Source organism: Candidatus Neomarinimicrobiota bacterium (assembly GCA_018647265.1).
GTDB lineage: Bacteria > Fidelibacterota > Marinisomatia > Marinisomatales > TCS55 > TCS55.
Map to the genome: position 1 here is coordinate 91,842 of JABGTK010000004.1, position 22,008 is coordinate 113,849.

Consider the following 22,008-nt stretch of genomic DNA (forward strand, 5'->3'; position numbering starts at 1 on the left):
CACCCACTTAAGGAGTAATAAAATGGGAAAAATTATCGGAATTGACCTTGGAACAACCAACTCATGTGTGGCCGTTCTTGAAGGTGGCGAACCAACTGTAATCACTAGTACTGAAGGTGGCCGTACTACACCGTCAATTGTAGCATTTACTAAAGATGGTGACCGAATTGTTGGTCAGCCGGCTAAACGCCAAGCAGTGACCAATCCACAAAATACTGTATTTTCAATTAAACGCTTTATGGGACGTACGTTCGATGAAGTGGGTACTGAAATTGAAGAAGTACCCTACCAAGTTGCTAAAGGCAAATCAGGTTCAGTCGTTGTAAAAGCAGGTGGTAAAGATTATACACCACCGGAAATCGGTGCGATGGTTTTGCAAAAACTAAAGCAGACTGCCGAAGAACATTTAGGAACAACAGTCACAGATGCTGTCATTACAGTTCCAGCTTATTTTAATGACTCTCAGCGTCAAGCAACCAAAGATGCTGGTAAAATTGCCGGACTGAATGTTCGCCGAATAATTAATGAGCCAACGGCTGCTTCACTTGCTTATGGTATGGATAAGAAAAAAGAAGAAACAATCGCCGTATTTGACTTAGGCGGAGGTACGTTTGATATTTCTATCCTTGAATTAGGAGACGGTGTTTTTGAAGTAAAATCTACAAATGGAGACACTCACCTGGGTGGTGACGACTTCGACCAAAAAGTGATTAACTGGATTGCGTCTGAATTCAAAAAGAGTGACGGCATTGATCTGAAGAAAGATCCCATGGCATTGCAGCGTTTGCGTGAAGCTGCAGAAACTGCTAAAACAGAACTTTCCAGTTCTAAACAAACTGAAATTAACTTGCCTTTTATTACGGCAGATTCCTCCGGACCAAAGCACTTAAACCTGACTCTTACTCGTGCCAAGTTTGAAGAATTGGTTTCAGACCTTATTGAGAGAACGGTTAATCCTTGTCTCAAAGCGATTAAAGATGCGGGTCTTTCTGCTTCTGATATCCATGAAGTAATTCTTGTTGGTGGTTCATCGCGGATTCCAAAAATCCAGGAAAAAGTCAAAGAAATCTTTGGAAAAGAACCAAACAAAAGTGTGAATCCTGATGAAGTTGTTGCCCTTGGGGCTGCAATCCAAGGTGGCGTGTTGGCCGGCGATGTAGATGATATTCTGCTTCTGGACGTAACTCCGCTTTCCTTAGGGATTGAAACTTTAGGCAGTGTTTCTACCAAATTGATTGAAAGAAACACAACTATTCCAACCAAAAAATCGCAAGTATTTTCAACAGCGGCGGATAACCAGACCACTGTTGAAATTCATGTTTTGCAAGGTGAACGAGAAATGGCTGTGGATAATAAAACGATCGGCCGTTTTCATTTAGACGGTATGCCGCCCGCACCCCGTGGTGTTCCCCAAATTGAAGTATCCTTTGACATTGATGCCAATGGTATCCTGAATGTCCATGCTAAAGATAAAGCAACGGGTAAGGAACAGAGCATTCGTATTGAAGCATCTAGCGGCCTTTCCGATTCGGAAGTGGATAAAATGGTGAATGATGGAAAAAAATACGAAGGTGAAGATAAAGCTAAGCGTGAAATGATCGATATGCAAAACCAGGCTGAACAGTTGATTTATCAGACTGAAAAGAATCTGGAAGAATATAAAGATAAGTTGGATGAAGGCGAAAAGAAATCCCTGGAAGATTCAGTGGCTAAAGTAAAAACAGCCAATGAAGGATCCAGTTCCGATGATCTTAAAGCTGCAATTGACGAGCTGAATACTGCTTGGAATGGCGTCGCTTCAAAAATGTATGAAGCAGCCAAAGAAGAAGGAGCTGCACCAGATGCGGAGGCACCTCAGGGTGAACCGAAATCAAAGTCTAAGAAAAAAGACGATGCTGAAATCGAAGATGCAGACTTTGAAGTTGTAGACTAAATTTCCGTCAAAAATCAAACTGAAAAAAGCGTTCCAACTTTGGGACGCTTTTTTTGTTTATGGAACTGAAGACACGTAACTTCATATGAGAGTCAAAGCGATTCATCTGATAATGAACAAACGCCAAACCATTTATTTAATCCTTGCCTTCGCAATTAGTATTGCGGGCTTTTTGCTTTTTAGACCAGGCGTTTGGCAAGATCGTATAGAATCCTACCTCAATGAACAAGTTAATGAGAAAGGGTGGACAATCGAGATCAACGATCTTTCTGGTCATTTATTTTCTACACTTTATTCTGAAAATGTTTCTCTTATTCATGAAAATGGTGCAACCGTATTTTTACCTAGTATAATGACGAGAATTAAAGTAGCACCTCTTTTAAAAGGCCGAATTGAAATCGACCAATTATCCGTTTCCCACGCGGCTATTCAACCCTATTTCAAGCCTAATGACGATTCTACTTCCATCGATTCGTTTAATTTTGCGCCAGAGAATATTCCTCTAAATATTCGCCAATTAAATGTGGATGGAAATATATACATCCCTTTTGATGACTCCAGTCGAACTGTTCATTTCTTGATTGCGGGAAGTGTGGGTGACGGTAAGGATGAAATGGTCATCGATTTACAGGAATTTGAAGTTTATTGTGCAAGTCCCAGAATTGACATAGTTATTAATAATATTAGTGGGAGTTTGTCATCTAAAGAGTTGGAAGTTGATATAAAAAATGCAATCATAAATGGGTTCAATGTGAGTGGTCATTTTGATTATGACAGAGGTGAAAAGTCTACCATTCGATCACAATTGGAATTGTCGGAATATGAAATTCCTACGCAAATATTTTCAAAGTTACCCCTCCAGCCAAATTTGTCTAAACTTTCGGCAACCTTTCATTTTGAATCTGATCTTACCCATTATGTGGGGGACCTGTTTATAAGGAATGATCTTGGGTTAGATATGGGTGGAAGTTTTGACCTTGTAAGGCATGCCGAATATTTTCGATTGGAATCCTTGGAATTGGCCGGTAATGATGCAAAATTTAAATTACAGGGATTATTTGAGGATAAAGGAAGATTCAATGGTACTGCTCAACTTGAAGCATTGGATGTGAGCCAATGGATTCTGGACCAACCCAAAACAAATTTATCTGGTTATGTTTTGGTCAATGGTGAAGCACATGAAACGACAATCACGTCCTTGGATATTAATGCTGAAATAAGTGAATCTTTACTATTTGACCGAGAGGCATCTTCATTTTCTGGTGGAATTTCCTATAAAGATTTTAAGTTGAACATTACCAATCCCATCACTATGTCAATTGGTCCTTCAATCGTGTCGGTAATTGGAACCACCAATTTTGAAGATAATTCGGTGAATCTCGAATTTAATCTCACTGATGCATCCACATTTTTAATTAATAATTTTTGGGCTGATTCATTATCTGGTGGTAGGGCAACTGGATCGCTAAAACTCAATGGTTCAATAGATACCTTAGGTGTATCAACAGACTTGGTTATTGTCGGTCTTGAGTATAATAATATATCTCTATCATCATTTGAATTGTTGGGTAATCTGGATAATTTAAATGCGTTTAGCGGTGGTGCTATAAAGGTAAAGTTTGGCAATGGCACATGGAATGAATATGGTTTTGAAAATGGGACTGGAGAATTTCAATTCAGAGAAGATGAGATCGAAATATCCAGTTTTGAATTGAAAAATGGCCAGGATTATCTCCAATTCAACGGGTCGGTAGAGCAAGATAGTATCCTTATTTTGGAACGATTCCAAATCGCCAACAAAGGGCATTATTTGATTAATCCAAGTCCCATAACCATCGTTAGTACGGATGACCGAATTTCTTTTGAACCATTTGAAATTCATATGGATGACGGTATAATTGAAGGTTTTATTAAAACCAATCCATTCCAAGGCCGCTTGAAATTCTCCAATGTTTCTACAGAATTATTAAAATTGGCCAACCGGGATTTTGGTTATGATTTGACCGGAGATATATTTGGTGAAGTGTCTATTGGGCAGGATTTAAATCCTGATGATGTGAGTTTGGACATAACTTTAAAAAATGGTGTAATAGCAAATCAACCCTTTGATGACTTTTATATTTCTTCATTATACCGAGATGGTATTTTACACTTGGAAGATTTAACACTAACGGATGGTGAAAAAACAGGCCTCCAAGTTACGGGGACCTTCCCAGTTAAAGCTGATTCCACCAAGCCGACAATGGTAGACGTCCAATCTAGTTTTAAAAATGTGGATTTAACTATTCTAACCCAATTCGCCCCAAAATGGGAAACCTTATTATTTGGTCAATTTACGGGCAATTTCAATATGGGTGGAAGCACCCAAAGAACACGTTTTGATTTGGAGGGAAAAATTGATAATACTTTCTTTGGTCCCATACCATTAGGGACTGTGAAAGGTGAGGCCCATTATTCAAATAAAAAACTGAAAATTAATCAATTTAGTTCAACATGGAATAACAATCTTCTAACTGGGAAAGCGTCATTACCCATTGATTATGACATTACATCTCCTAATGTGCAAAAATGGCATCCGGGGGCTGAATTAATGGTAAAGACAGAGGGGAATATCCATTCGGCCGTATTTTTATCAGAATATTTAGCCGAGACTGATTCCATCATTGGTGATATTAATATAAAATTGGATATTTCCGGACCTCCCGATGCATTGATGCGCAATGGTAGTATTCGTATTGTAAACGGAGAAATTTATACTGTTCTCATGGATGAACCCATACGCCAGATTTCCACCATGGGCAGTCTAAACGATAACCAATTGTCTATTCAATCATTCACTGGGAACATTTATGATTCTCATTCCAAGGTGGATGTCGACCAAAATTTCACCCTCAATGGCAGTATGGATTTCACCAAGTTTTTTGAACCTCGGTTTGATCTGCATGCCGTTGGTAATCAGGTATTTTTCCGTTCATTGAATGGTGATATTGAAGGATATGGTGATGTGGATGTAACAATTTCAGGAAAGGATACATTAGAGATCACCGGTGTGGTGGCTGCAAAAACAGGCGCTATTTATATGGAATTTTCCGGCGATGATGCACTTGAAGCTGTTGAAGAAAAGGGGCGGACGACTACCAATTATAATATTCGTTTTCCGATTGAAGATACATTTTCAATTCGAAATTCACAGATTGATGCGAAAATTTCCGGTGAAATAGCCATGTCTAAACAATTTGACGGTGATTGGAATTATTCCGGTGAAATCGAATTTGTTGAGGGTAAAATTTATTATTATCTTGGAGATGTTTTTGAGAATTTACAAGGTGTAATGACCCTGGACGGCCAAGGCTTTAACCCGACTTTGGATGTATCTGCATCCACAAGAATAGGAGATGCTGAAATCATGCTTGGCGTGTTTGGACCTTTTGATAATCCTGAATGGCGTTTCGAGAGTAATAAGGGTTATACGGAAAGCGATATTCTTCAGTTGCTAACATTTAACACTCGTGTTGCTGAAGAAGGATTCACTGCAGAAGGTCTTGGTACCCAAGCACAAACAATCCTTGGAGCATATTTAGAAAGACAATTAGAGCGGAATTTCGTCCGGGCTACGGGTTTAAAATCTGCTGGATTGATTGAAGATGTAGAGATATCCGGTTCAACAGATTATTTGAGCCAACGAGAGGGTGAAGAATTCAGCATCAGCGCCAAAGTAAATCAAAATTTTAGTTTTAGTTATCGCCGATCTTTTTCATTGCAAGGTGCTTATAAAAAGAAGGTGGGTGTAGAATATAAATTAAATCCTAATTTCTCCGTTATTGGAAATGTGGATGAGACGGGAAAAGTCCACATGAAGTTCCGCATTCGTCGAATCTACTAAATATCAATGCGAAAAATAATTTTATGCCTGGCGACAGCCGTCGCTACACTACCGCTGTCTGCTCAACAAGAGGAGATAGTATTAGTCAATACAGTAAATTTTATAGATAATAATTCATTCAATCAACGTGCATTAAGGGAGCAGATTGAGTTAAAACCATTGTCGGTTCTCAAATTTGCTCAAATTGAATTTGATCGAAGACTCCTCAAATTGGATGCAATCTCTATTAAAAATTTTTACAACTCAAACGGGTTTTTAGAAGCGACTGTAAAGGATTCTTTTTCTGTAAATGAGGATAAAGCAGATATATATTTTATAATCAATGAGGGTAATCGGTATTACCTGAATTCTGTAGAAATTATTGGACTTAAAACCTTAAAAGAAAAAAAGGTTATTTCATTATTGGGATTAAAGGAGGGTAGCCCTTATAACCCGGTGCAAATCAATACCAACCTTGCCATGGCCTATGAAGCCTTCCAGGAAGTGGGAAAGCTTTTTGCCCAAATAGATATTCAACAGGAAATAAAAGATTCAGTCAACCTTACAATCAAGATTAATGAAGGTGCAGATGTTTTTATTCATGAATCATGGGTTTCAGGGACAGAATTGATCGACTCCAGTTATGTCCGTCGGGAATTTGCTTTTAAAAAAGGTGATCTATTTCGAAAAAGCCTTATGGATAAAACAAAACGTACCCTCCTCCAGGCAGGATTCTTTTCTTCTGCTAGTCTTATTACACATCCTGTTATATCAGAGGTAGACAGCCTCATTAATATAGAAGTCCGCATGAAAGAATTTCAAAATCGGGGCGTTCAGGATATTGACTTCGGTTATGAGGATATCGAGTATGTCCCTGGGGTGAACTCAATGGTGGGTATGGGTGGGTCTGTACAGTGGTCAGATCGGATGATATTTGGTTCAAAAAATAGGTTTGATGCTCGTGGATCTGTTGTCATGCCAACTGAAGAAGGTTTTGTATATCCTCGCTTCAGTATTGATATTAAAATTTCAAACCAGCGTCCTTTCTCATTGAAATTGCCCACGCAAGTAAAAGTGTTCTATCAGCAGTTTAAAAATTTTGGTGATGAAGAAGGACCCTACGTGAGGCGGATTGGTTTACAGTATTCCAATATTTTTAGATGGAATCGTCAACGATCGTTTCTGGATGTTGGTATAAGATTAGAACGATTTGATGAATCGGATGAATTCAAGGATAACATTGAACAGCGAAAATTTAGTTTACATTTGCATCAGGATAATCGTGACAATCCTGTTTATCCTACAAAAGGAAATGTAATTGTATTTAAAATGGATGCTTTTGGAGGATGGCTTGGTGGCAATCGCTCTTATAGCAAGTACGATTTAGATTATAGGCAATATATATCTCCTTTGGAAAAGGTTACAATTGCCGGCCGAATAAATGCTGGTTTAATTACAGCTTGGACTGAAGCTTACGATCAATATGAAACAGTACTCTTTGAAAAATTTTATTTAGGAGGAAGCAACACCCTTCGAGCCTGGAAACCATTGCAATTCATGACATATAAATCGGAGGGAGGGGTCACTTTACCTCTTGGGATGACAGCCAAAGTTCTCTCCAATTTGGAAATAAGGTTTCCTCTCTTTTGGAGATTGGGAGGTGTGTTATTCTATGACGGTGGTTATATTTCTGATTCAATTGAATCTGTCCAATGGAAAGATCTTCAATGGAATAGGGGCATAGGAATTACCATTGATCTGCCTATTGGGCCAATTCGAATAGATTATGCCGAGAGTGAAGAGGATCCTACAATAAACCAAATTCATTTGGGATTTTTGTATTCCTTTTAATGGAACAAATAATATATCATATCGTAAGGTAGAATTCGAGGTGGTGGTAGCGAAAGATATCATATAAATTCACCGCCCTTAAATCAAAAGAAATCAAATGAAATCAAAACATATATTCATCTTATTTGTCGCCTTTGCCATATCTAGTTGCGGACTGTTTAAAACAGCTGATGACCTATTTTCCGAAGCTGAAATTAAACGCAATAGTGGCGAAGCCAAAGCGGCACTGGCGCTTCTGGAAAAAGTGATTTCAAAATATGGAGATGATGAGATTGCACCAGAAGCACAATATTTGATTGCTGAAATCTATTACAGGGATATGCGCGATTTTTCAAAAGCAATCGAAGAATATAGTACTCTTAGAAAATCTTATCCTGAGGACAGGCAAGTACCGTTTGCCCTTTTTATGGAGGGCTTTATTTATGCCAACATGCTGTCGGATTTTGCCCATGCTGAGTCCCACTATAACGAATTTTTAGAAATGTATGCGGAACATGAATTAGCAAAATCCGTATCATTTGAATTGAAATACCTTGGCCGAGATGTTAAGGATATCCCAGAACTCAAACACCTTACGAAGTAACACAATATGTCAGAATTCAGTCTATCAGAAATTAACGATCGAATCGTCAAAGAATCAGCGTTTATCGATCCCCTCCGCCAATCCGTGGGCGAAGTAATCGTCGGCCAGGATGAACTTATTAATAAAATTTTAATCGGTCTTCTTGCCAATGGTCACCTGCTGTTGGAAGGTGTTCCAGGGCTAGCCAAAACCTTAACGGTGAATACGCTTGCACAGGCCATTGCCACGGGATTTCAACGTATCCAGTTTACACCCGATATGCTTCCGGCAGATTTATTAGGAACATTGATCTTTAACCAAAAAACTGGTGCATTTGAAATTCGTAAAGGCCCCATTTTTTCTAATATAATTTTAGCGGATGAAATTAACCGTGCCCCATCAAAAGTTCAGAGCGCTTTGCTGGAGGCTATGCAGGAACGCCAAGTCACCATCGGTGAAGAAACATTTAAATTGGATGCGCCATTCCTTGTGTTAGCTACGCAGAATCCCATTGAGCAAGAGGGGACATACCCATTGCCAGAAGCGCAAGTGGATCGATTTATGATGAAGTTAAAGGTGGATTATCCTAAGAAGGATGAAGAACGGAAAATCCTTAGACAGGCGGCCAGGACTGGCCAATCAAAACCGATTAAACCTGCCGTCAAAGCAAAAGATATCCTCAATGCACAAAAAACAATAAATGATATTTATGTGGATGAAAAGGTAGAGGACTATGTTTTGAATTTAGTTTTTGCCACACGAAATCCTGATGAATTTGGATTGGGAGATTTATCTCAATTGATTGAGTATGGCGCCAGTCCCAGGGCCACAATAAACTTGATTCTTGCATCCAAGGCGCGGGCTTTTATAGAACATCGGGGTTATATCACCCCAGAAGATGTGCGTTATATTGGTAAAGATGTTTTACGCCATCGTGTCATTCTCACCTATGAAGCGGAAGCGGAAGAACTCACTTCTGAAGATGTTATTCAAAGACTTTTTGATTCAATCGAAATTCCGTAACCAAGGAAAAAGTAAAAAGGAGAAAAGAGAGGGAATTCCGAAACAGCTGTTTTTGCCCTAGAAGGACCACTTTACCCTTTTTCAATCTGCCCTAATCAATTAACCAATGATTCCAAAAGAGATACTACAAAAAGTCCGCCATATTGAGATTCGCACCAAAGGATTGGTGAATGACCTTTTCGGTGGTGAATACCATTCTGTCTTTAAGGGCCGTGGTATGACATTTTCTGAAGTCCGTGAATATACGCCCGGTGATGATATTCGCATGATCGATTGGAATGTAACTGCTCGTAGCAATGCACCTTTCGTTAAAATTTTTGAAGAAGAACGTGAACTGACCGTATTTCTCATGGTAGATGTAAGCCGTTCCGGTCATTTCGGTACAGTGGCCCAATTTAAATCCGAAATGGCGGCGGAGATTGCTGCCGTCCTGGGTTTTTCGGCCATCAAGAATAAAGATAAGGTGGGGCTCATTTTATTTTCCGATCATGTAGAAAAATATATTGCGCCTAAAAAAGACCGCTCACATATTCTACGAGTCGTGAGGGAAGTATTATTTCATGAACCGGAAGGGACGGGAACATCACTCCAATCCGGTTTAGATTTTCTCATGAATGTGGCCAAACGCAAAGCAGTGGTTTTTCTCATTTCTGATTTTCTGGATGATGGCTATTGGAAATCCCTTAAACTGGCTAACAAAAAGCACGATATGATCGGAATCCGGATTACGGATCCAGCGGAGGAAAATTTACCGAATTTAGGATTAATTAAAGTCCATGACCCTGAAACGGGGGAGCAGTTTTGGGCCGATATGTCCTCTGAAAGTGAACGGAAAGATTTTTCAAATTCCATTAAGGAAAAATGGGAAAATTTTGAAAATGAGTGTGGCCGTAGTCGATTTGATGTAATCAATGTAGGGACTGATAAAGATTATGTAGAACCACTTATGACTTATTTCCGCCGTAGGGAAAAACGGTATTAGCTCCGTGGGAAAAATAACATATATAGGTCTGATTCTCTTAATTGCTTGTAGTCAGGATCAACCATCCAAATCAGTAGAAATGATAGTTGAATTGGATACCACCTATACCACTATTGGTAGTCCTGTTACTTATGCCGTTATGGTTCGTGCACCAAAAGATAAGATTATTCAATTCCCTGAATGGGTATTGGAAGATCCTTTGGAGATTCGGTCCTTTTCTATTTATGATGAAGATATGGGTCGCCTAGGCAAATTTGAATTGGTATTCTGGGATACTGGAAAAGTGGCTATTCCTGGGGTGACAGTTTCTGTTTTAAATGCTGATAGTACTTTCGCGTATGAAATGAGCGCCGATTCCATGTTTATTGAAGTAGTTTCTATCACCGAGCAAGACCCAAGTTATAAACAATCCGGTGGCGGCATAATGCCCATCAAAGATCCGGTGCCGGTAAGATTTCCACTCCCTTGGCAAACCATTATGCTAGTTTTGATATTGGTGGCCCTTCTGGTGGGTATCGTGTTTATTTGGAAAAAGCGACAGAAATTGGAAATCTCATTCGAAGATAAACCGGAATTTTTAGAAGAGCCGGATACGGTTGCATTACAAAAGTTGGATGAATTGAATCAGTCCGATATTTTGGACAAAGGGGATATTAAAGAATTTTATGCACGCCTTTCCCTGATCCTTAGGGAGTATACGGAAAGCAGTCTCTACATACGTACTTTGGAAATGACTACAGAAGAAATTCGGACCCATCGCTCTGGATTTCCCTATACTGATTCTCAATTAGAAACCTATCTCAATATCCTCTCTGGGGCGGACATGGCTAAATATGCCAAACATATAGCCGCTTTAGATCAATGTGCGAATGATCTCACAAATTCCCAGGTTTTGGTTAAAGACACTGTTCAATACTGGAAGATTGAATCAATCTCTTGAGAAAACTCTCCTCGATATACTTATTCTAGATTGTAAATTCCCCGGCTAATTAAGGGAGAAAAATGGCAACCACATCAGATATTAAAAACGGTGCAGTTATTTTGCACAAAAATAAACGCATGCGCGTTATAGAATTCCTCCATGTAAAACCAGGTAAAGGTCCCGCCTTTGTCCGCACCAAACTGAAGGATATTGCTTCAGGGAAAATTTTTGACGAAACATTCAACGCAGGTATGAAACTATCTTTCCTGAAAATTGAAGCAAAAACAATGCAGTTTCTTTATGAAGATGGTGATTCCCATATTTTTATGGATAATTTCACTTATGACCAAATTAATGTAATGAATGATTTAGTGGGAAATGCAAAAAGGTTTCTCAAGGGTGGTATGAATGTTGATATTCTTTTTGATGAAGAAGAAGTTTTGGATATTCGTATGCCGGCCCACGTTCAATTAGAAGTAACTCAAACGGATCCGGGCTTAAAAGGAAACACTGCCACAGGAGCCACTAAACCGGCTACTGTGGAGACTGGATACACTGTTCAGGTACCTTTATTTATCAATGAAGGTGAAGTGTTAAAAATTGACACACGGTCCGGAGAATATATTGAACGTGTGAAATCTTAATCGTAGTTTCAACCGTTATACATAAATATTGAAGGTAAAACATGTGGCAAGATAAACTTAAAGAAATAATCTATTTATTAGAAAACAGTAATGTTAATGAAATTGATGTCAACTTTTGGGGTCGTCGTTTTCGCGTTGTAAAATCGGCAGGTGTAAGTTCCGCGCCGTCCGTTGTTCATGCTCCCGCTGCTCCTATCGCGCCGCCGGCATCTTCTTCTCCCGAAGCAACAGCACCTGAGGAAGAAGTAGTTAGTGGAGAAGAAATATTATCCCCCATGCCGGGAACATATTACAAATCTCCGTCTCCCGATTTAGATGCATTTGTTAAAGTCGGTGATTCAGTTTCAGAAGGGGATACCCTTTGTATCATCGAAGCCATGAAGATTATGAATGAAATTGAGGCTGAAACAAACGGTACCATTACCAAGATCTTTATGGATGATGGGCAAGCTGTGGAATATAACCAACCCTTATTTGTGATTGATCCTTCCTGATTTAACCTCAGAATCGGTATGTACAAAAAAATACTAATCGCCAACCGTGGTGAAATTGCACTTCGAATCATCCGTGCCTGCCACGAGTTAGGATTAAAATCTGTTGCTGTATACTCCACTGCAGATAAATATTCCCTCCATGTGAAATTTGCAGACGAAGCTGTATGCATTGGCCCGCCCCCAAGTGTTGAATCCTATTTGAATATTCCGCGTATCATTGCAGCGGGCCAAATCACCAACGCTGATGCGATTCATCCGGGATACGGTTTTTTAGCTGAGAATGCAGATTTTTCTAAAATCTGCGAAGATAATGGATTTGCCTTTATAGGACCCTCAGCTGAGATTATTAACGCCATGGGAAATAAAGCTCAGGCAAAAAAGACAATGAAAGCATCTGGTGTACCCGTCATCCCCGGAAATGTTGGTGTTTTGAAGGATGCAGAAGAAGCGCGTGAATTGGCCAACGAAATGGGTTATCCTGTAATGCTTAAGGCATCAGCCGGTGGTGGTGGTAAAGGAATGCGACTCGTCCATGAAGAAAGTGAAGTAATTAATTCCTATAACATGGCCAGTTCAGAGTCACTTACTTCTTTTAATAATGGGGACATGTATATAGAAAAATTCGTCGAAAATCCCCGCCATATTGAAATTCAGATTTTAGCCGATGCCTATGGGAATGTAGTAAGCTTGGGTGAACGTGAATGTTCAATTCAAAGACGTCATCAAAAATTACTGGAAGAATCGCCCTCCGCTGCTGTAGATGAAGATCTTCGTAAACGAATGGGAGATGCGGCTATTTCTGGCGCCAAAGCGGTGAATTATGTGGGTGTGGGTACCGTTGAATTTCTGTTAGATAAAAATAAAGATTTCTATTTTATGGAAATGAATACCCGAATCCAGGTGGAGCATCCCATTACAGAGATGGTCACTGGTGCAGATTTGATCAAGTGGCAAATTCGAACCCATGCGGGCGATAAATTTCCCGATTATTTATATAATATGAAACTGCGGGGCCATTCCATTGAATGCAGGATTAATGCAGAAAACCCCGATATGAATTTTGCCCCTTCGCCCATGCCAATCACCAGTTATCACATGCCTGGTGGCAAGGGTGTACGGGTTGATTCCCATGCTTATGCCGGTTATGAAATTCCGTCTCATTACGATTCTCTCATTGGAAAATTAATTGTCCATTCACCAACAAGGGAAGCGGCCATTAACAGGATGGAACGTGCTCTGGAAGAAACAATTATTGAGGGACCAAAAACGACAATCCCTTTTCACCAGGCTATTATGAAAGATGAAAAATTTCGTTCGGGAGAATTCGATACGAGTTTTTTAGAAACATTTGAATACAAAAAAGAGGTTAAAGAAGAATGAGTCTTCCACAGGATTTAAAATATACCAAAGAACATGAATGGATAAAGATTGATGGTGAGAATGTAACCATTGGCATCACTGACCATGCCCAGGGAGAATTAGGTGATATCATTTTTATTGAATTTCCCGATGTAGATCAAAAGATTGAAAAAGATGAACCCTTCGGCACCATCGAAGCTGTTAAAACTGTTGCAGATTTATTTGCGCCGGTTAGCGGCACGGTTACTGAAATAAACGAAAGTTTAGAAGACAGTCCTGAAACAGTGAATGAAGATGCTTTCGGTGAAGGATGGATTGTAAAAGTTTCCGTTTCTGATGCTGGTGAATTAGATGAACTGCTCACAGTTGACCAATACGCTGAATTGATCGGTTAATCATGCTTGATGTAAAAGGTATTATCCAGGACAGCGCTAATGTAAAAGTAGCCATGCTTACCCATTGCGCTAATGATATTTCAAATGCTTCACAAATGATGATTAATGCGGCGAAAATGGGTAAAAAAATATTATGGTGTGGTAATGGTGGTTCAGCTGCGGATGCGCAGCACATGGCTGCAGAACTTATGGGTGGACTCCGTGACCACGATCGTCCAGCCATTGCGTCTATTGCACTCACAACAGACTCATCTTTTGTCACAGCTTGGGCCAACGATACAGACTATGAATCTATATTTTCCCGCCAGATAGAAGGATTGGGAAATGCAGGAGATGTGTTGGTGGCTATTTCTACCAGTGGAAATTCTGCCAATGTGATTCGCGCTATTAATGAAGCCAAATCGAAGGGAATTCATGTAATTGTTTTAACAGGAAAATCCGGCGGTAAAATGGCAGACGTGGGCGATGTAACAATTTGTATTCCAAGCGACGATACCCAGCGAATTCAAGAAGGTCACTTATTGGCTGAACACATAATGTGCGAATCTGTCGAAGCGGCAATCCTGGCGGGATAAATGGAAAATTATCTCCGGGACTATATGGTCATGCTAAAGGTCGAACGGAATTTGGCCAAAAATTCTTTAGAATCCTATTTACGGGATTTGAAGCAATACCATCATTTTTTAGAATCTGATCTTGGTTTAACGACTGTACTTAATGTTACAATGGGACATATTCGTTCTTACATTCGCCAATTAAATGATAAAGGATTGGCAGCTAATTCTATTAAACGTGCCATATCTTCAATCCGCACTTACCATAATTTTTTATCGGCAGAAGGCCATATTAATGATAATCCTGCCCAACTTCTTGATACACCCAAAATTCCACGGAAATTGCCTAATGTGCTTACAATTCAAGAGATAGATGTTATCTTGAGCATAATTCCCAAAAAGGCGCCTATGGCACTTCGGGATTTGGCCATTTTTGAATTAATGTATTCCTGCGGTTTGCGAGTGACGGAACTTTGTGATCTGAAGACCACTGAAATTTTATGGGATTCAGAAATGATCCGTGTTCAAGGAAAGGGAGAAAAGCAGCGTTTTATTCCAATTGGCCCAATTGCCCGGGAAAATTTGAAAAATTATATTAACCATGAACGACCGTCATTGGTAGATAAAAATCCAAATACTGCTGAAGTATTTTTGAGCAGAAATGGTCGGAAACTAACACGGATGATGATTTGGATATTGCTTAAAAAATGGACAAACGCTGCAGAAATTAACAAAGAAGTAAGTCCACACACGCTGAGACATTCTTTTGCCACCCATCTTTTGGAGGGCGGCGCTGACCTTCGATCCGTCCAAGAAATGCTGGGACATACTGATATTGCCACCACCCAGGTGTATACCCATTTGGACAAAGAACATTTAAAAGAAGTGCATCGCACATTTCACCCGAGGTTTGATTAATGCTATTTCGTTTACCGCCAGAAGTACTCATTATGCTGATTCCGGTGCTTTTATTTGCACTGGTTTTTCATGAATTTTCCCATGGATGGGTGGCTAATAAACTAGGCGACCCTACAGCCAAATATGCCGGCAGACTGACGCTGAACCCTATGGCACATTTGGATATGTTTGGTACACTCATGATACTTTTTGTGGGATTTGGCTGGGCCAAACCTGTCCCGGTGGATTCACGTTATTTGGCCAATCCCCGAACGGATATGATGAAAATCGCTTTTGCCGGTCCTGCAGCAAATTTACTATTGGCATTCGTAGGTGGTACATTGATCCGGATGACTGGTTATATGGGTTCCTTCACTTCGATGCTTATGATGTTTACCCAGATTAATATAATGTTGGCCGTATTCAATATGATTCCAATTCCACCATTAGATGGTTCCCAAATATTCTCAGGATTGATGATAAGGAAAAATCCGAATTTAGTTTATAAACTCCAGACCTTCGGCCCACAGATATTAATGGGCTTAATCTTATTTGGCATGTTTACCAATATTTCTCCCATTTGGATGGTGATGAGTCCATTCGTTAATTTTTTCATGTTCTTATTTGCTGGTATGTAATGGATCGGTTTTTCAAAAATTTAATTGAACCGAGAAGGTCAAAACGATCTTTATTCGGAACAATCGCCACCTTGATCGTGGTCATATTTCTTATAAATTATTTAATCCAAATTGCTCAGGGCGGATAGATGAAACTGGTTGAATGTGTCCCCAATTTTAGTGAAGGCAGAGATTTCACCAAAATCAAAACCATAACGAATGCGATTAAAGCTGTAGACGGTATTACAGTACTGGATGTGGATCCCGGCGCCGATACTAACCGTACTGTGGTCACCTTTGTCGGCGAACCGAATACGGTGGCGGAAGCAGCGTTTCAAGGAATAAAAACTGCTTCTGAAGTTATTGATATGAGTCAACATTCTGGTACACATCCAAGAATGGGCGCCACAGATGTGTGTCCATTTATTCCTGTGAGTGGTGTGACAATTGAGGAATGTATCGAATTGTCAAAACAAGTGGGTCAACGAGTTGGCGAAGAATTGGGAATCCCAGTTTATCTGTATGAAAAATCTGCACAAAAACCGGATAGGGAAAAATTGCCCACCATCCGAAAAGGGGAATACGAGGGACTATCAGAAAAATTAAAAGATAAGAATTGGCGGCCGGATTTTGGACCTGAAACGCTCCATGTAAAAGCAGGTGCAATAGTAATGGGCTGTCGGGAATTCCTTATTGCCTACAACATTAATCTCAATACAAAAGACCACCGTTTAGCTACGGACATTGCTTTTGAATTAAGAGAAGCTGGACGGAGTAAGCGGACACCCAATCCAAATTCTAAAAACTTATTAGATGGTGAAATTGTCCGAAACGATGATGGCTCAGCAGTAAAGGTTCCTGGCATGTTTAAATATGTGAAAGGAATTGGCTGGTATGTAGATGCGTTCAACCGTGCTCAGATTTCCATTAATTTTAATAATTATAAAGTTTCTACAATTCATGATGTTTATGACGCTGCATGTAAACTGGCCGAGGTACGAGGCATAAGAGTTACGGGAAGTGAATTGGTAGGACTCATCCCATTGGAAGCGATGATTATGGCGGGGAGACATTATTTACAGAAGCAAAATAGATCCATTGGTGTGCCTGAAACTGATATTGTAGAATGTGCCGTCCAGTCTTTAGGACTAAATGATGTGACTGAATTTAATCCCGAGGAAAAGATCATTGATTATGCAGTTCAATCTGAGGATCGTCCATTAATGTCATTGGTCGGAAAAAACTTTGTGGAAGAATTATCTACCAATAGTCCAGCGCCTGGTGGTGGGTCAGTATCAGCTTTGGCTGGTGCATTAGGGGCGGCCTTGGCATCCATGGTGGCAGCATTAACCCACGAGAAAAAAGAAATGCTGAACAGCAAACCAGAAATGGATGAGATTGGCGTAGAGGCACAAGCACTCAAAGATAGATTATCCTTTTTGGTCGATGAAGATACGAATGCCTTTAACAAGGTAATGGACGCAAATCGAATGTCAGCTACAACGAATGAAGAACGAATGGCTAAAGAAAAAGCGGTAGAAAACTCGAATAAATATGCCATAGATATTCCCTTAGAGACGGCGGAAAAATGTTATCGTGTTATAGAAATAGCAGAAGTGTTGGTAGAAAAGGGGAATCCAAATTCAGTGAGCGATGGGGGGGTAGCGGCAGAAGTCGGTTTGGCAGGCGTACGGGGCGCATCCATGAATGTGCTAATCAACTTACCCGGTGTGGTGGATGAAGCCTATTGCGATGAAAAAAGAAGGGCTGTAGAAATATTAATCCAAAAGGCTGAAGCCAAGCATAAAGTGGTCTTTGACAAAACTCATAGTAAAATTAAAAGTTGAAACTAAAAAAATGAGAAAAATTGGTTTCAGGTTTCAGGCTCCAAATTTCAATTCTAAACAACATGATTAAACAATTATCAGAAGATTTACGCAATAAGATCTCTGCCGGAGAAGTGGTAGAACGTCCCGCTTCGGTGGTAAAGGAATTGGTGGAAAACAGTCTCGATGCAGGCGCTACGGAAATTTCAATTGTTGTAGAAAAGGGAGGTCAACAACTAATTCAGGTTTCGGACAATGGTTCCGGAATAAATTCGGCCGAATTACCCATCGCTTTTGAACGCTACACCACAAGTAAGATCGGCTCAATGGATGATTTGTTTAATATTGACACCCTGGGGTTCCGTGGAGAAGCATTAGCCAGTATTGCATCTGTTTCTGAAGTAAATATTGTATCGGCGAATAGAAGTGGCGATGGGGCTGAAATGTCCATTTTAAATGGTAAATTGGGTGAAGTTCAACCAGCGCCGGCGGTACAAGGCACATCCGTTACAATTCGAAATTTATTTTATAATACACCGGCTCGCAAAAAATTTCTTAAAAGCCCCCGCATGGAATTCCGCAAAGTGGTAGAAATGGTGCGGCGATTTTCTCTTTCTTACCCCGATCGTGCCTTTAAACTGGTTTCCGATAATCGGGATATTATGAACCTTCTGCCTGAAGATTTAGAAAACAGGATTGTCCATGTAATGGATCCCGCCTATCGGGATCAACTGTTGCCGGTGAATTTCACCAAAGGAGATTATTCAATTTCAGGATTTGTGGGGAATCTCAATTTGATCCGCACCCGTCCCGGTGAACAGTATATCTTTTTAAATGACCGCTTTATCCAGAATCGATTGATGAATTCCGGTGTTTATGGCGCCTATAAATCCATTATTAATCGTGGAGAATTTCCATTTTTTGCTCTCAATATTAGTGTGCCCCACGATCAAGTGGATGTTAATGTTCATCCGATGAAAACGGAAGTCCGTTTTAAGGATGAGTGGCGAATCTACCATGTATTGAAATCTGCAATCGAAGAAGCATTGACCCCAATTTTAAATACAATTCCTGATTTTGAAAAACCGAAATTTGGAGGAAAATTTGATTTTCCCACCACATTTACGCCCCAAGAAGGGCAGTTGAATCCTGATCAGGAAGGACTTCCTCTTTCATTCTCTGGCACAGAATCTGCTATCAAATTTCAACCGGCAGTGGATCGAGCCAAATCTTATGCATCTCAATTAGCCAATCGGCCGGAACCGGATTCGGGTAAAGTGGATTTGGAAAATATCTGGCAAGTCCATTCAAAATATATTGTGTCGCCTATCTCAAGTGGATTGGTAATTATCGACCAGCATGTGGCTCACGAACGTGTCCTTTATGAAGAGGCGATGGCGGCTTTTGATGCCAATGCAATGGCAGCCCAGACTTTGTTATTTCCTGAAGAGATGGAATTCTCTCCCGATGATTATTCAGTCCTTCTAGATGTATTACCCTATTTAGAAAAAATGGGTTTTCGCATGAAGGAGTTCGGAGAGAATACAGTTATGATTGAAGCTATTCCATCAGAAATGTCATGGGGGAATGAGAAGAATATTATTCGTGAAATGTTGGATAATTTTCAAGAGACTCAAAAGAAAAACGTATCTTTCCAGGAAGCATTGGCGGCAAGTTTTTCCTGTAAGGCAGCAGTGAAGGCAGGGGACGTTTTAAATATTAATGAAATGCGTGAATTGGTGAATCGATTATTCGGTACCAAACATCCATATTACTGTCCTCATGGCAGACCGATTATTGTTCAGTTATCTATGGATGAACTGGACCGCCGCTTCGAGCGGATTTAATTTTATTTCTTACATAAGACGAATTAATCTATTTATAAATAACGATGTTTAGATATATCTATAGTGCTATGTTGTTTTAATGATTAAAAACATTCAACTCCAAGTCCTTCCTGAAGTCGCTGAAAATTCTGATCAATTATTAAAAGTCGTTTCAAAAAGAATCAACACTGAAATCTCGGATATAATGCATATCCAGATTTTAAAACGATCTATTGATGCAAGGCAAAAAGTAACAAAAATCAATTTAATTGTTGATGTCTTTATTCATGAAGCATTTAAAGAAAAACGAGAAAATATACCCGATTATAAAGATGTAAGTCATGAGGATGGTGTCATCATTGTTGGGGCCGGACCTGCGGGGCTTTTTGCTGCATTAAAACTTATTGAAAGGGGAATTAAACCCATTATCCTTGAAAGAGGAAAAGAGGTAAAAAGCAGGAGAAAAGATATAGCGAATTTAACAAAACAACATATTGTTAACGAGGACTCAAACTATTGTTTTGGCGAAGGAGGTGCCGGTACTTTCTCTGATGGTAAATTATATACTAGAAGTAAAAAAAGAGGCGATGTAAATGTAATCTTAGATATTTTAGTCCAATTTGGTGCCTCGCCAGAAATTAGAGTAGATGCTCATCCACATATTGGTACAAATAAATTACCAAAAATTATTCAAGCCATTAGGGAGGCTATAATTGAATTTGGGGGCGAAGTATTATTTAATAGTAGAGTAACAGATATTATTATTAAAAATAATGCTGTAAATGGTGTTGTATTACAAAATGGAACGGAAATTGATTCTAATAAAATAATTTTAGCCACGGGACATTCAGCCAGAGATATCTTTGAATTATTATATAGAAAAGGAATTGAGATAGAAGCTAAAGCATTTGCAATGGGTGTTAGGGTTGAACATTCTCAAGAGCTTATTGATCAAATACAATACAAGTGTAAAAATAGAGGAGAATATTTACCGCCGGCATCCTACTCAATTGTGAAGCAAGTAAACGGTAGAGGTGTTTATTCATTTTGCATGTGCCCAGGGGGTATAATTGCGCCTTGTGCAACAGGTCCTGGTGAAGTTGTAACCAATGGTTGGTCGCCATCGAGAAGAGATTATGAAACATCTAATTCAGGTATTGTTGTAGAACTCAATGTTAAAGATTTTGCTAAATATAATGAACATGGTCCATTGGCGGGTATGTATTTTCAGAAAGAAATAGAGCAAAGGGCTTGGAGAATGGGTGGAGAAACACAAAACGTTCCAGCACAGCGGTTAGTTGATTTTACCCAAAATAAGTTGTCAGGTGATATTCCGAAGACTTCATATTTCCCCGGAACAACATCAACTAAATTAAGTGAAGTATTTCCATCATTTATTTATCAAAACTTGCAAGAAGGGTTTAAGCATTTTGGAAAACAAATGAAGGGCTATTTGACCAATGAGGCCATCGTCCATGCACCCGAAAGTAGAACATCTTCTCCGGTGAGGATTCCACGGGATAAAAACACTTTGCAACACCCACAAATAAAAGGGTTATTTCCTTGTGGTGAAGGTGCGGGATATGCCGGCGGAATTATTTCAGCAGCAATTGATGGTGTGAAATGTGCTGAACAATGTTAATCATTTATCTTTTGGGATTTATATAAAACAAATTATATAATTTAATTTTTCTTTTTTATTGATATAATATCAATCGCATCTTTCTTTTGATAAGAAGGTGCATCACCGCATAAATATTCTAACATTTTGTTCGGCAAAGAATACTCAATTATAACAGTAGTTTTATGATTTTCTTTAAACTCTGCTCCAATATTTGATTCGTTAAAAGGCTTATATGTTTTACCATTCAGTTCAACAGAAAAGCCGCAACCATCTGATGCGTATTCACCATCCCAAATTAAAATAGCTTCAGATAATTCTTGTGCATCATCTTTATCTTCACAAGCAAATAGTAAAAAGAAGAATGTCAAAAATCGGATTAATATGGGTTGGGTTTTCCAGCTCAATTATTTATCCGCTCTAATTTTTTATACTCTGGTAACCAGTAGGCTGCACCCCAAACCAATGATTGTATAATGGCACTATTTTTATTGGGTGATGCATGAATAACCTTTTGTGCAAATGGCGTAAATATTTCAAGTAAATGTGCGACTAAAAAAAGTGGTAATGTCCATTTTAATAAAAAATTATACTTACCCATTATGGATATAAAGTAGCTGAGTACTGAAATAACATATAC

The 22,008-nt window shown here is 39.4% G+C and carries 19 protein-coding genes; 17 read left to right on the forward strand and 2 right to left on the reverse strand.

Features of this window, described 5'->3' with window-relative positions:
• Positions 1–22: 22 nt before the first annotated feature.
• From dnaK to HN459_00645, 17 genes are all read left to right on the forward strand, one after another.
• Positions 23–1,933 (forward strand): molecular chaperone DnaK, encoded by a 1,911-nt coding sequence (gene dnaK / locus HN459_00565; GenBank protein MBT3477934.1) that lies wholly within the window; start codon positions 23–25, stop codon positions 1,931–1,933.
• Positions 1,934–2,045: 112 nt separating this feature from the next.
• Positions 2,046–5,816: a hypothetical protein gene (locus HN459_00570; protein MBT3477935.1), complete on the forward strand. Its 3,771-nt coding sequence runs from the start codon at positions 2,046–2,048 to the stop codon at positions 5,814–5,816.
• A 6-nt stretch (positions 5,817–5,822) separates the two neighbouring features.
• Positions 5,823–7,646 (forward strand): BamA/TamA family outer membrane protein, encoded by a 1,824-nt coding sequence (locus tag HN459_00575; protein ID MBT3477936.1) that lies wholly within the window; start codon positions 5,823–5,825, stop codon positions 7,644–7,646.
• A gap of 97 nt (positions 7,647–7,743) precedes the next feature.
• On the forward strand, positions 7,744–8,229 hold the full coding sequence (locus HN459_00580) for a tetratricopeptide repeat protein (protein ID MBT3477937.1): 486 nt from the start codon (positions 7,744–7,746) through the stop codon (positions 8,227–8,229).
• 6 nt (positions 8,230–8,235) lie between these two features.
• Positions 8,236–9,231, forward strand: a complete 996-nt coding sequence (locus HN459_00585) for a MoxR family ATPase (GenBank protein ID MBT3477938.1) — start codon at positions 8,236–8,238, stop codon at positions 9,229–9,231.
• 106 nt (positions 9,232–9,337) lie between these two features.
• Positions 9,338–10,213 carry a DUF58 domain-containing protein gene (locus tag HN459_00590; protein ID MBT3477939.1) on the forward strand — a complete coding sequence of 292 codons (876 nt, stop codon included), beginning with the start codon at positions 9,338–9,340 and terminating at the stop codon, positions 10,211–10,213.
• A 4-nt stretch (positions 10,214–10,217) separates the two neighbouring features.
• Positions 10,218–11,153, forward strand: coding sequence for a hypothetical protein (locus HN459_00595; GenBank protein MBT3477940.1), 936 nt, complete (start codon positions 10,218–10,220; stop codon positions 11,151–11,153).
• Positions 11,154–11,215: 62 nt separating this feature from the next.
• A complete protein-coding gene (gene efp, locus HN459_00600) occupies positions 11,216–11,779 on the forward strand; it encodes an elongation factor P (protein MBT3477941.1) in 564 nt (187 codons plus the stop codon).
• A gap of 41 nt (positions 11,780–11,820) precedes the next feature.
• Complete coding sequence (accB, locus tag HN459_00605; protein ID MBT3477942.1) at positions 11,821–12,273, forward strand: acetyl-CoA carboxylase biotin carboxyl carrier protein; 453 nt, start codon at positions 11,821–11,823, stop codon at positions 12,271–12,273.
• An 18-nt stretch (positions 12,274–12,291) separates the two neighbouring features.
• Positions 12,292–13,653 (forward strand): acetyl-CoA carboxylase biotin carboxylase subunit, encoded by a 1,362-nt coding sequence (gene accC / locus HN459_00610; GenBank protein MBT3477943.1) that lies wholly within the window; start codon positions 12,292–12,294, stop codon positions 13,651–13,653.
• On the forward strand, positions 13,650–14,027 hold the full coding sequence (gene gcvH / locus HN459_00615; protein ID MBT3477944.1) for a glycine cleavage system protein GcvH: 378 nt from the start codon (positions 13,650–13,652) through the stop codon (positions 14,025–14,027). The genes accC and gcvH overlap by 4 nt, the downstream gene beginning before the upstream one ends.
• A 2-nt stretch (positions 14,028–14,029) precedes the next feature.
• Entirely contained in the window at positions 14,030–14,602 is a 573-nt protein-coding gene (locus tag HN459_00620) for an SIS domain-containing protein (protein MBT3477945.1), read from the forward strand.
• The gene (gene xerD, locus HN459_00625) at positions 14,603–15,499 is read left to right on the forward strand and encodes a site-specific tyrosine recombinase XerD (GenBank protein ID MBT3477946.1); all 897 of its coding nucleotides are present in this window, start codon (positions 14,603–14,605) and stop codon (positions 15,497–15,499) included.
• Positions 15,499–16,116: a site-2 protease family protein gene (locus HN459_00630; protein MBT3477947.1), complete on the forward strand. Its 618-nt coding sequence runs from the start codon at positions 15,499–15,501 to the stop codon at positions 16,114–16,116. Before xerD ends, HN459_00630 begins: the two co-directional genes overlap by 1 nt.
• Positions 16,117–16,244: 128 nt before the next feature.
• Positions 16,245–17,942 (forward strand): glutamate formimidoyltransferase, encoded by a 1,698-nt coding sequence (ftcD, locus tag HN459_00635; GenBank protein ID MBT3477948.1) that lies wholly within the window; start codon positions 16,245–16,247, stop codon positions 17,940–17,942.
• A 62-nt stretch (positions 17,943–18,004) separates the two neighbouring features.
• The gene (mutL, locus tag HN459_00640; GenBank protein MBT3477949.1) at positions 18,005–19,768 is read left to right on the forward strand and encodes a DNA mismatch repair endonuclease MutL; all 1,764 of its coding nucleotides are present in this window, start codon (positions 18,005–18,007) and stop codon (positions 19,766–19,768) included.
• Positions 19,769–19,847: 79 nt separating this feature from the next.
• Positions 19,848–21,389, forward strand: a complete 1,542-nt coding sequence (locus HN459_00645; protein ID MBT3477950.1) for an FAD-binding protein — start codon at positions 19,848–19,850, stop codon at positions 21,387–21,389.
• A 41-nt stretch (positions 21,390–21,430) separates the two neighbouring features.
• Here the strand turns inward: HN459_00645 and HN459_00650 are convergent, their stop codons facing one another.
• Together HN459_00650 and HN459_00655 are read right to left on the reverse strand one after the other, a co-directional pair.
• A complete protein-coding gene (locus tag HN459_00650) occupies positions 21,431–21,775 on the reverse strand; it encodes a hypothetical protein (protein MBT3477951.1) in 345 nt (114 codons plus the stop codon).
• Entirely contained in the window at positions 21,772–21,969 is a 198-nt protein-coding gene (locus HN459_00655; GenBank protein ID MBT3477952.1) for a hypothetical protein, read from the reverse strand. Before HN459_00655 ends, HN459_00650 begins: the two co-directional genes overlap by 4 nt.
• Positions 21,970–22,008 lie beyond the last annotated feature (39 nt).

Bases quoted from the DNA above. Each gene is read 5' to 3' on its own strand.
- dnaK (MBT3477934.1), top strand. From the start codon at position 23: ATGGGAAAAATTATCGGAATTGACCTTGGAACAACCAACTCATGTGTG.
- HN459_00570 (MBT3477935.1), top strand. From the start codon at position 2,046: ATGAACAAACGCCAAACCATTTATTTAATCCTTGCCTTCGCAATTAGT.
- HN459_00575 (MBT3477936.1), top strand. From the start codon at position 5,823: ATGCGAAAAATAATTTTATGCCTGGCGACAGCCGTCGCTACACTACCG.
- HN459_00580 (MBT3477937.1), top strand. From the start codon at position 7,744: ATGAAATCAAAACATATATTCATCTTATTTGTCGCCTTTGCCATATCT.
- HN459_00585 (MBT3477938.1), top strand. From the start codon at position 8,236: ATGTCAGAATTCAGTCTATCAGAAATTAACGATCGAATCGTCAAAGAA.
- HN459_00590 (MBT3477939.1), top strand. From the start codon at position 9,338: ATGATTCCAAAAGAGATACTACAAAAAGTCCGCCATATTGAGATTCGC.
- efp (MBT3477941.1), top strand. From the start codon at position 11,216: ATGGCAACCACATCAGATATTAAAAACGGTGCAGTTATTTTGCACAAA.
- accB (MBT3477942.1), top strand. From the start codon at position 11,821: ATGTGGCAAGATAAACTTAAAGAAATAATCTATTTATTAGAAAACAGT.
- accC (MBT3477943.1), top strand. From the start codon at position 12,292: ATGTACAAAAAAATACTAATCGCCAACCGTGGTGAAATTGCACTTCGA.
- gcvH (MBT3477944.1), top strand. From the start codon at position 13,650: ATGAGTCTTCCACAGGATTTAAAATATACCAAAGAACATGAATGGATA.
- HN459_00620 (MBT3477945.1), top strand. From the start codon at position 14,030: ATGCTTGATGTAAAAGGTATTATCCAGGACAGCGCTAATGTAAAAGTA.
- xerD (MBT3477946.1), top strand. From the start codon at position 14,603: ATGGAAAATTATCTCCGGGACTATATGGTCATGCTAAAGGTCGAACGG.
- HN459_00630 (MBT3477947.1), top strand. From the start codon at position 15,499: ATGCTATTTCGTTTACCGCCAGAAGTACTCATTATGCTGATTCCGGTG.
- ftcD (MBT3477948.1), top strand. From the start codon at position 16,245: ATGAAACTGGTTGAATGTGTCCCCAATTTTAGTGAAGGCAGAGATTTC.
- mutL (MBT3477949.1), top strand. From the start codon at position 18,005: ATGATTAAACAATTATCAGAAGATTTACGCAATAAGATCTCTGCCGGA.
- HN459_00645 (MBT3477950.1), top strand. From the start codon at position 19,848: ATGATTAAAAACATTCAACTCCAAGTCCTTCCTGAAGTCGCTGAAAAT.
- HN459_00655 (MBT3477952.1), bottom strand. From the start codon at position 21,969: ATGGGTAAGTATAATTTTTTATTAAAATGGACATTACCACTTTTTTTA.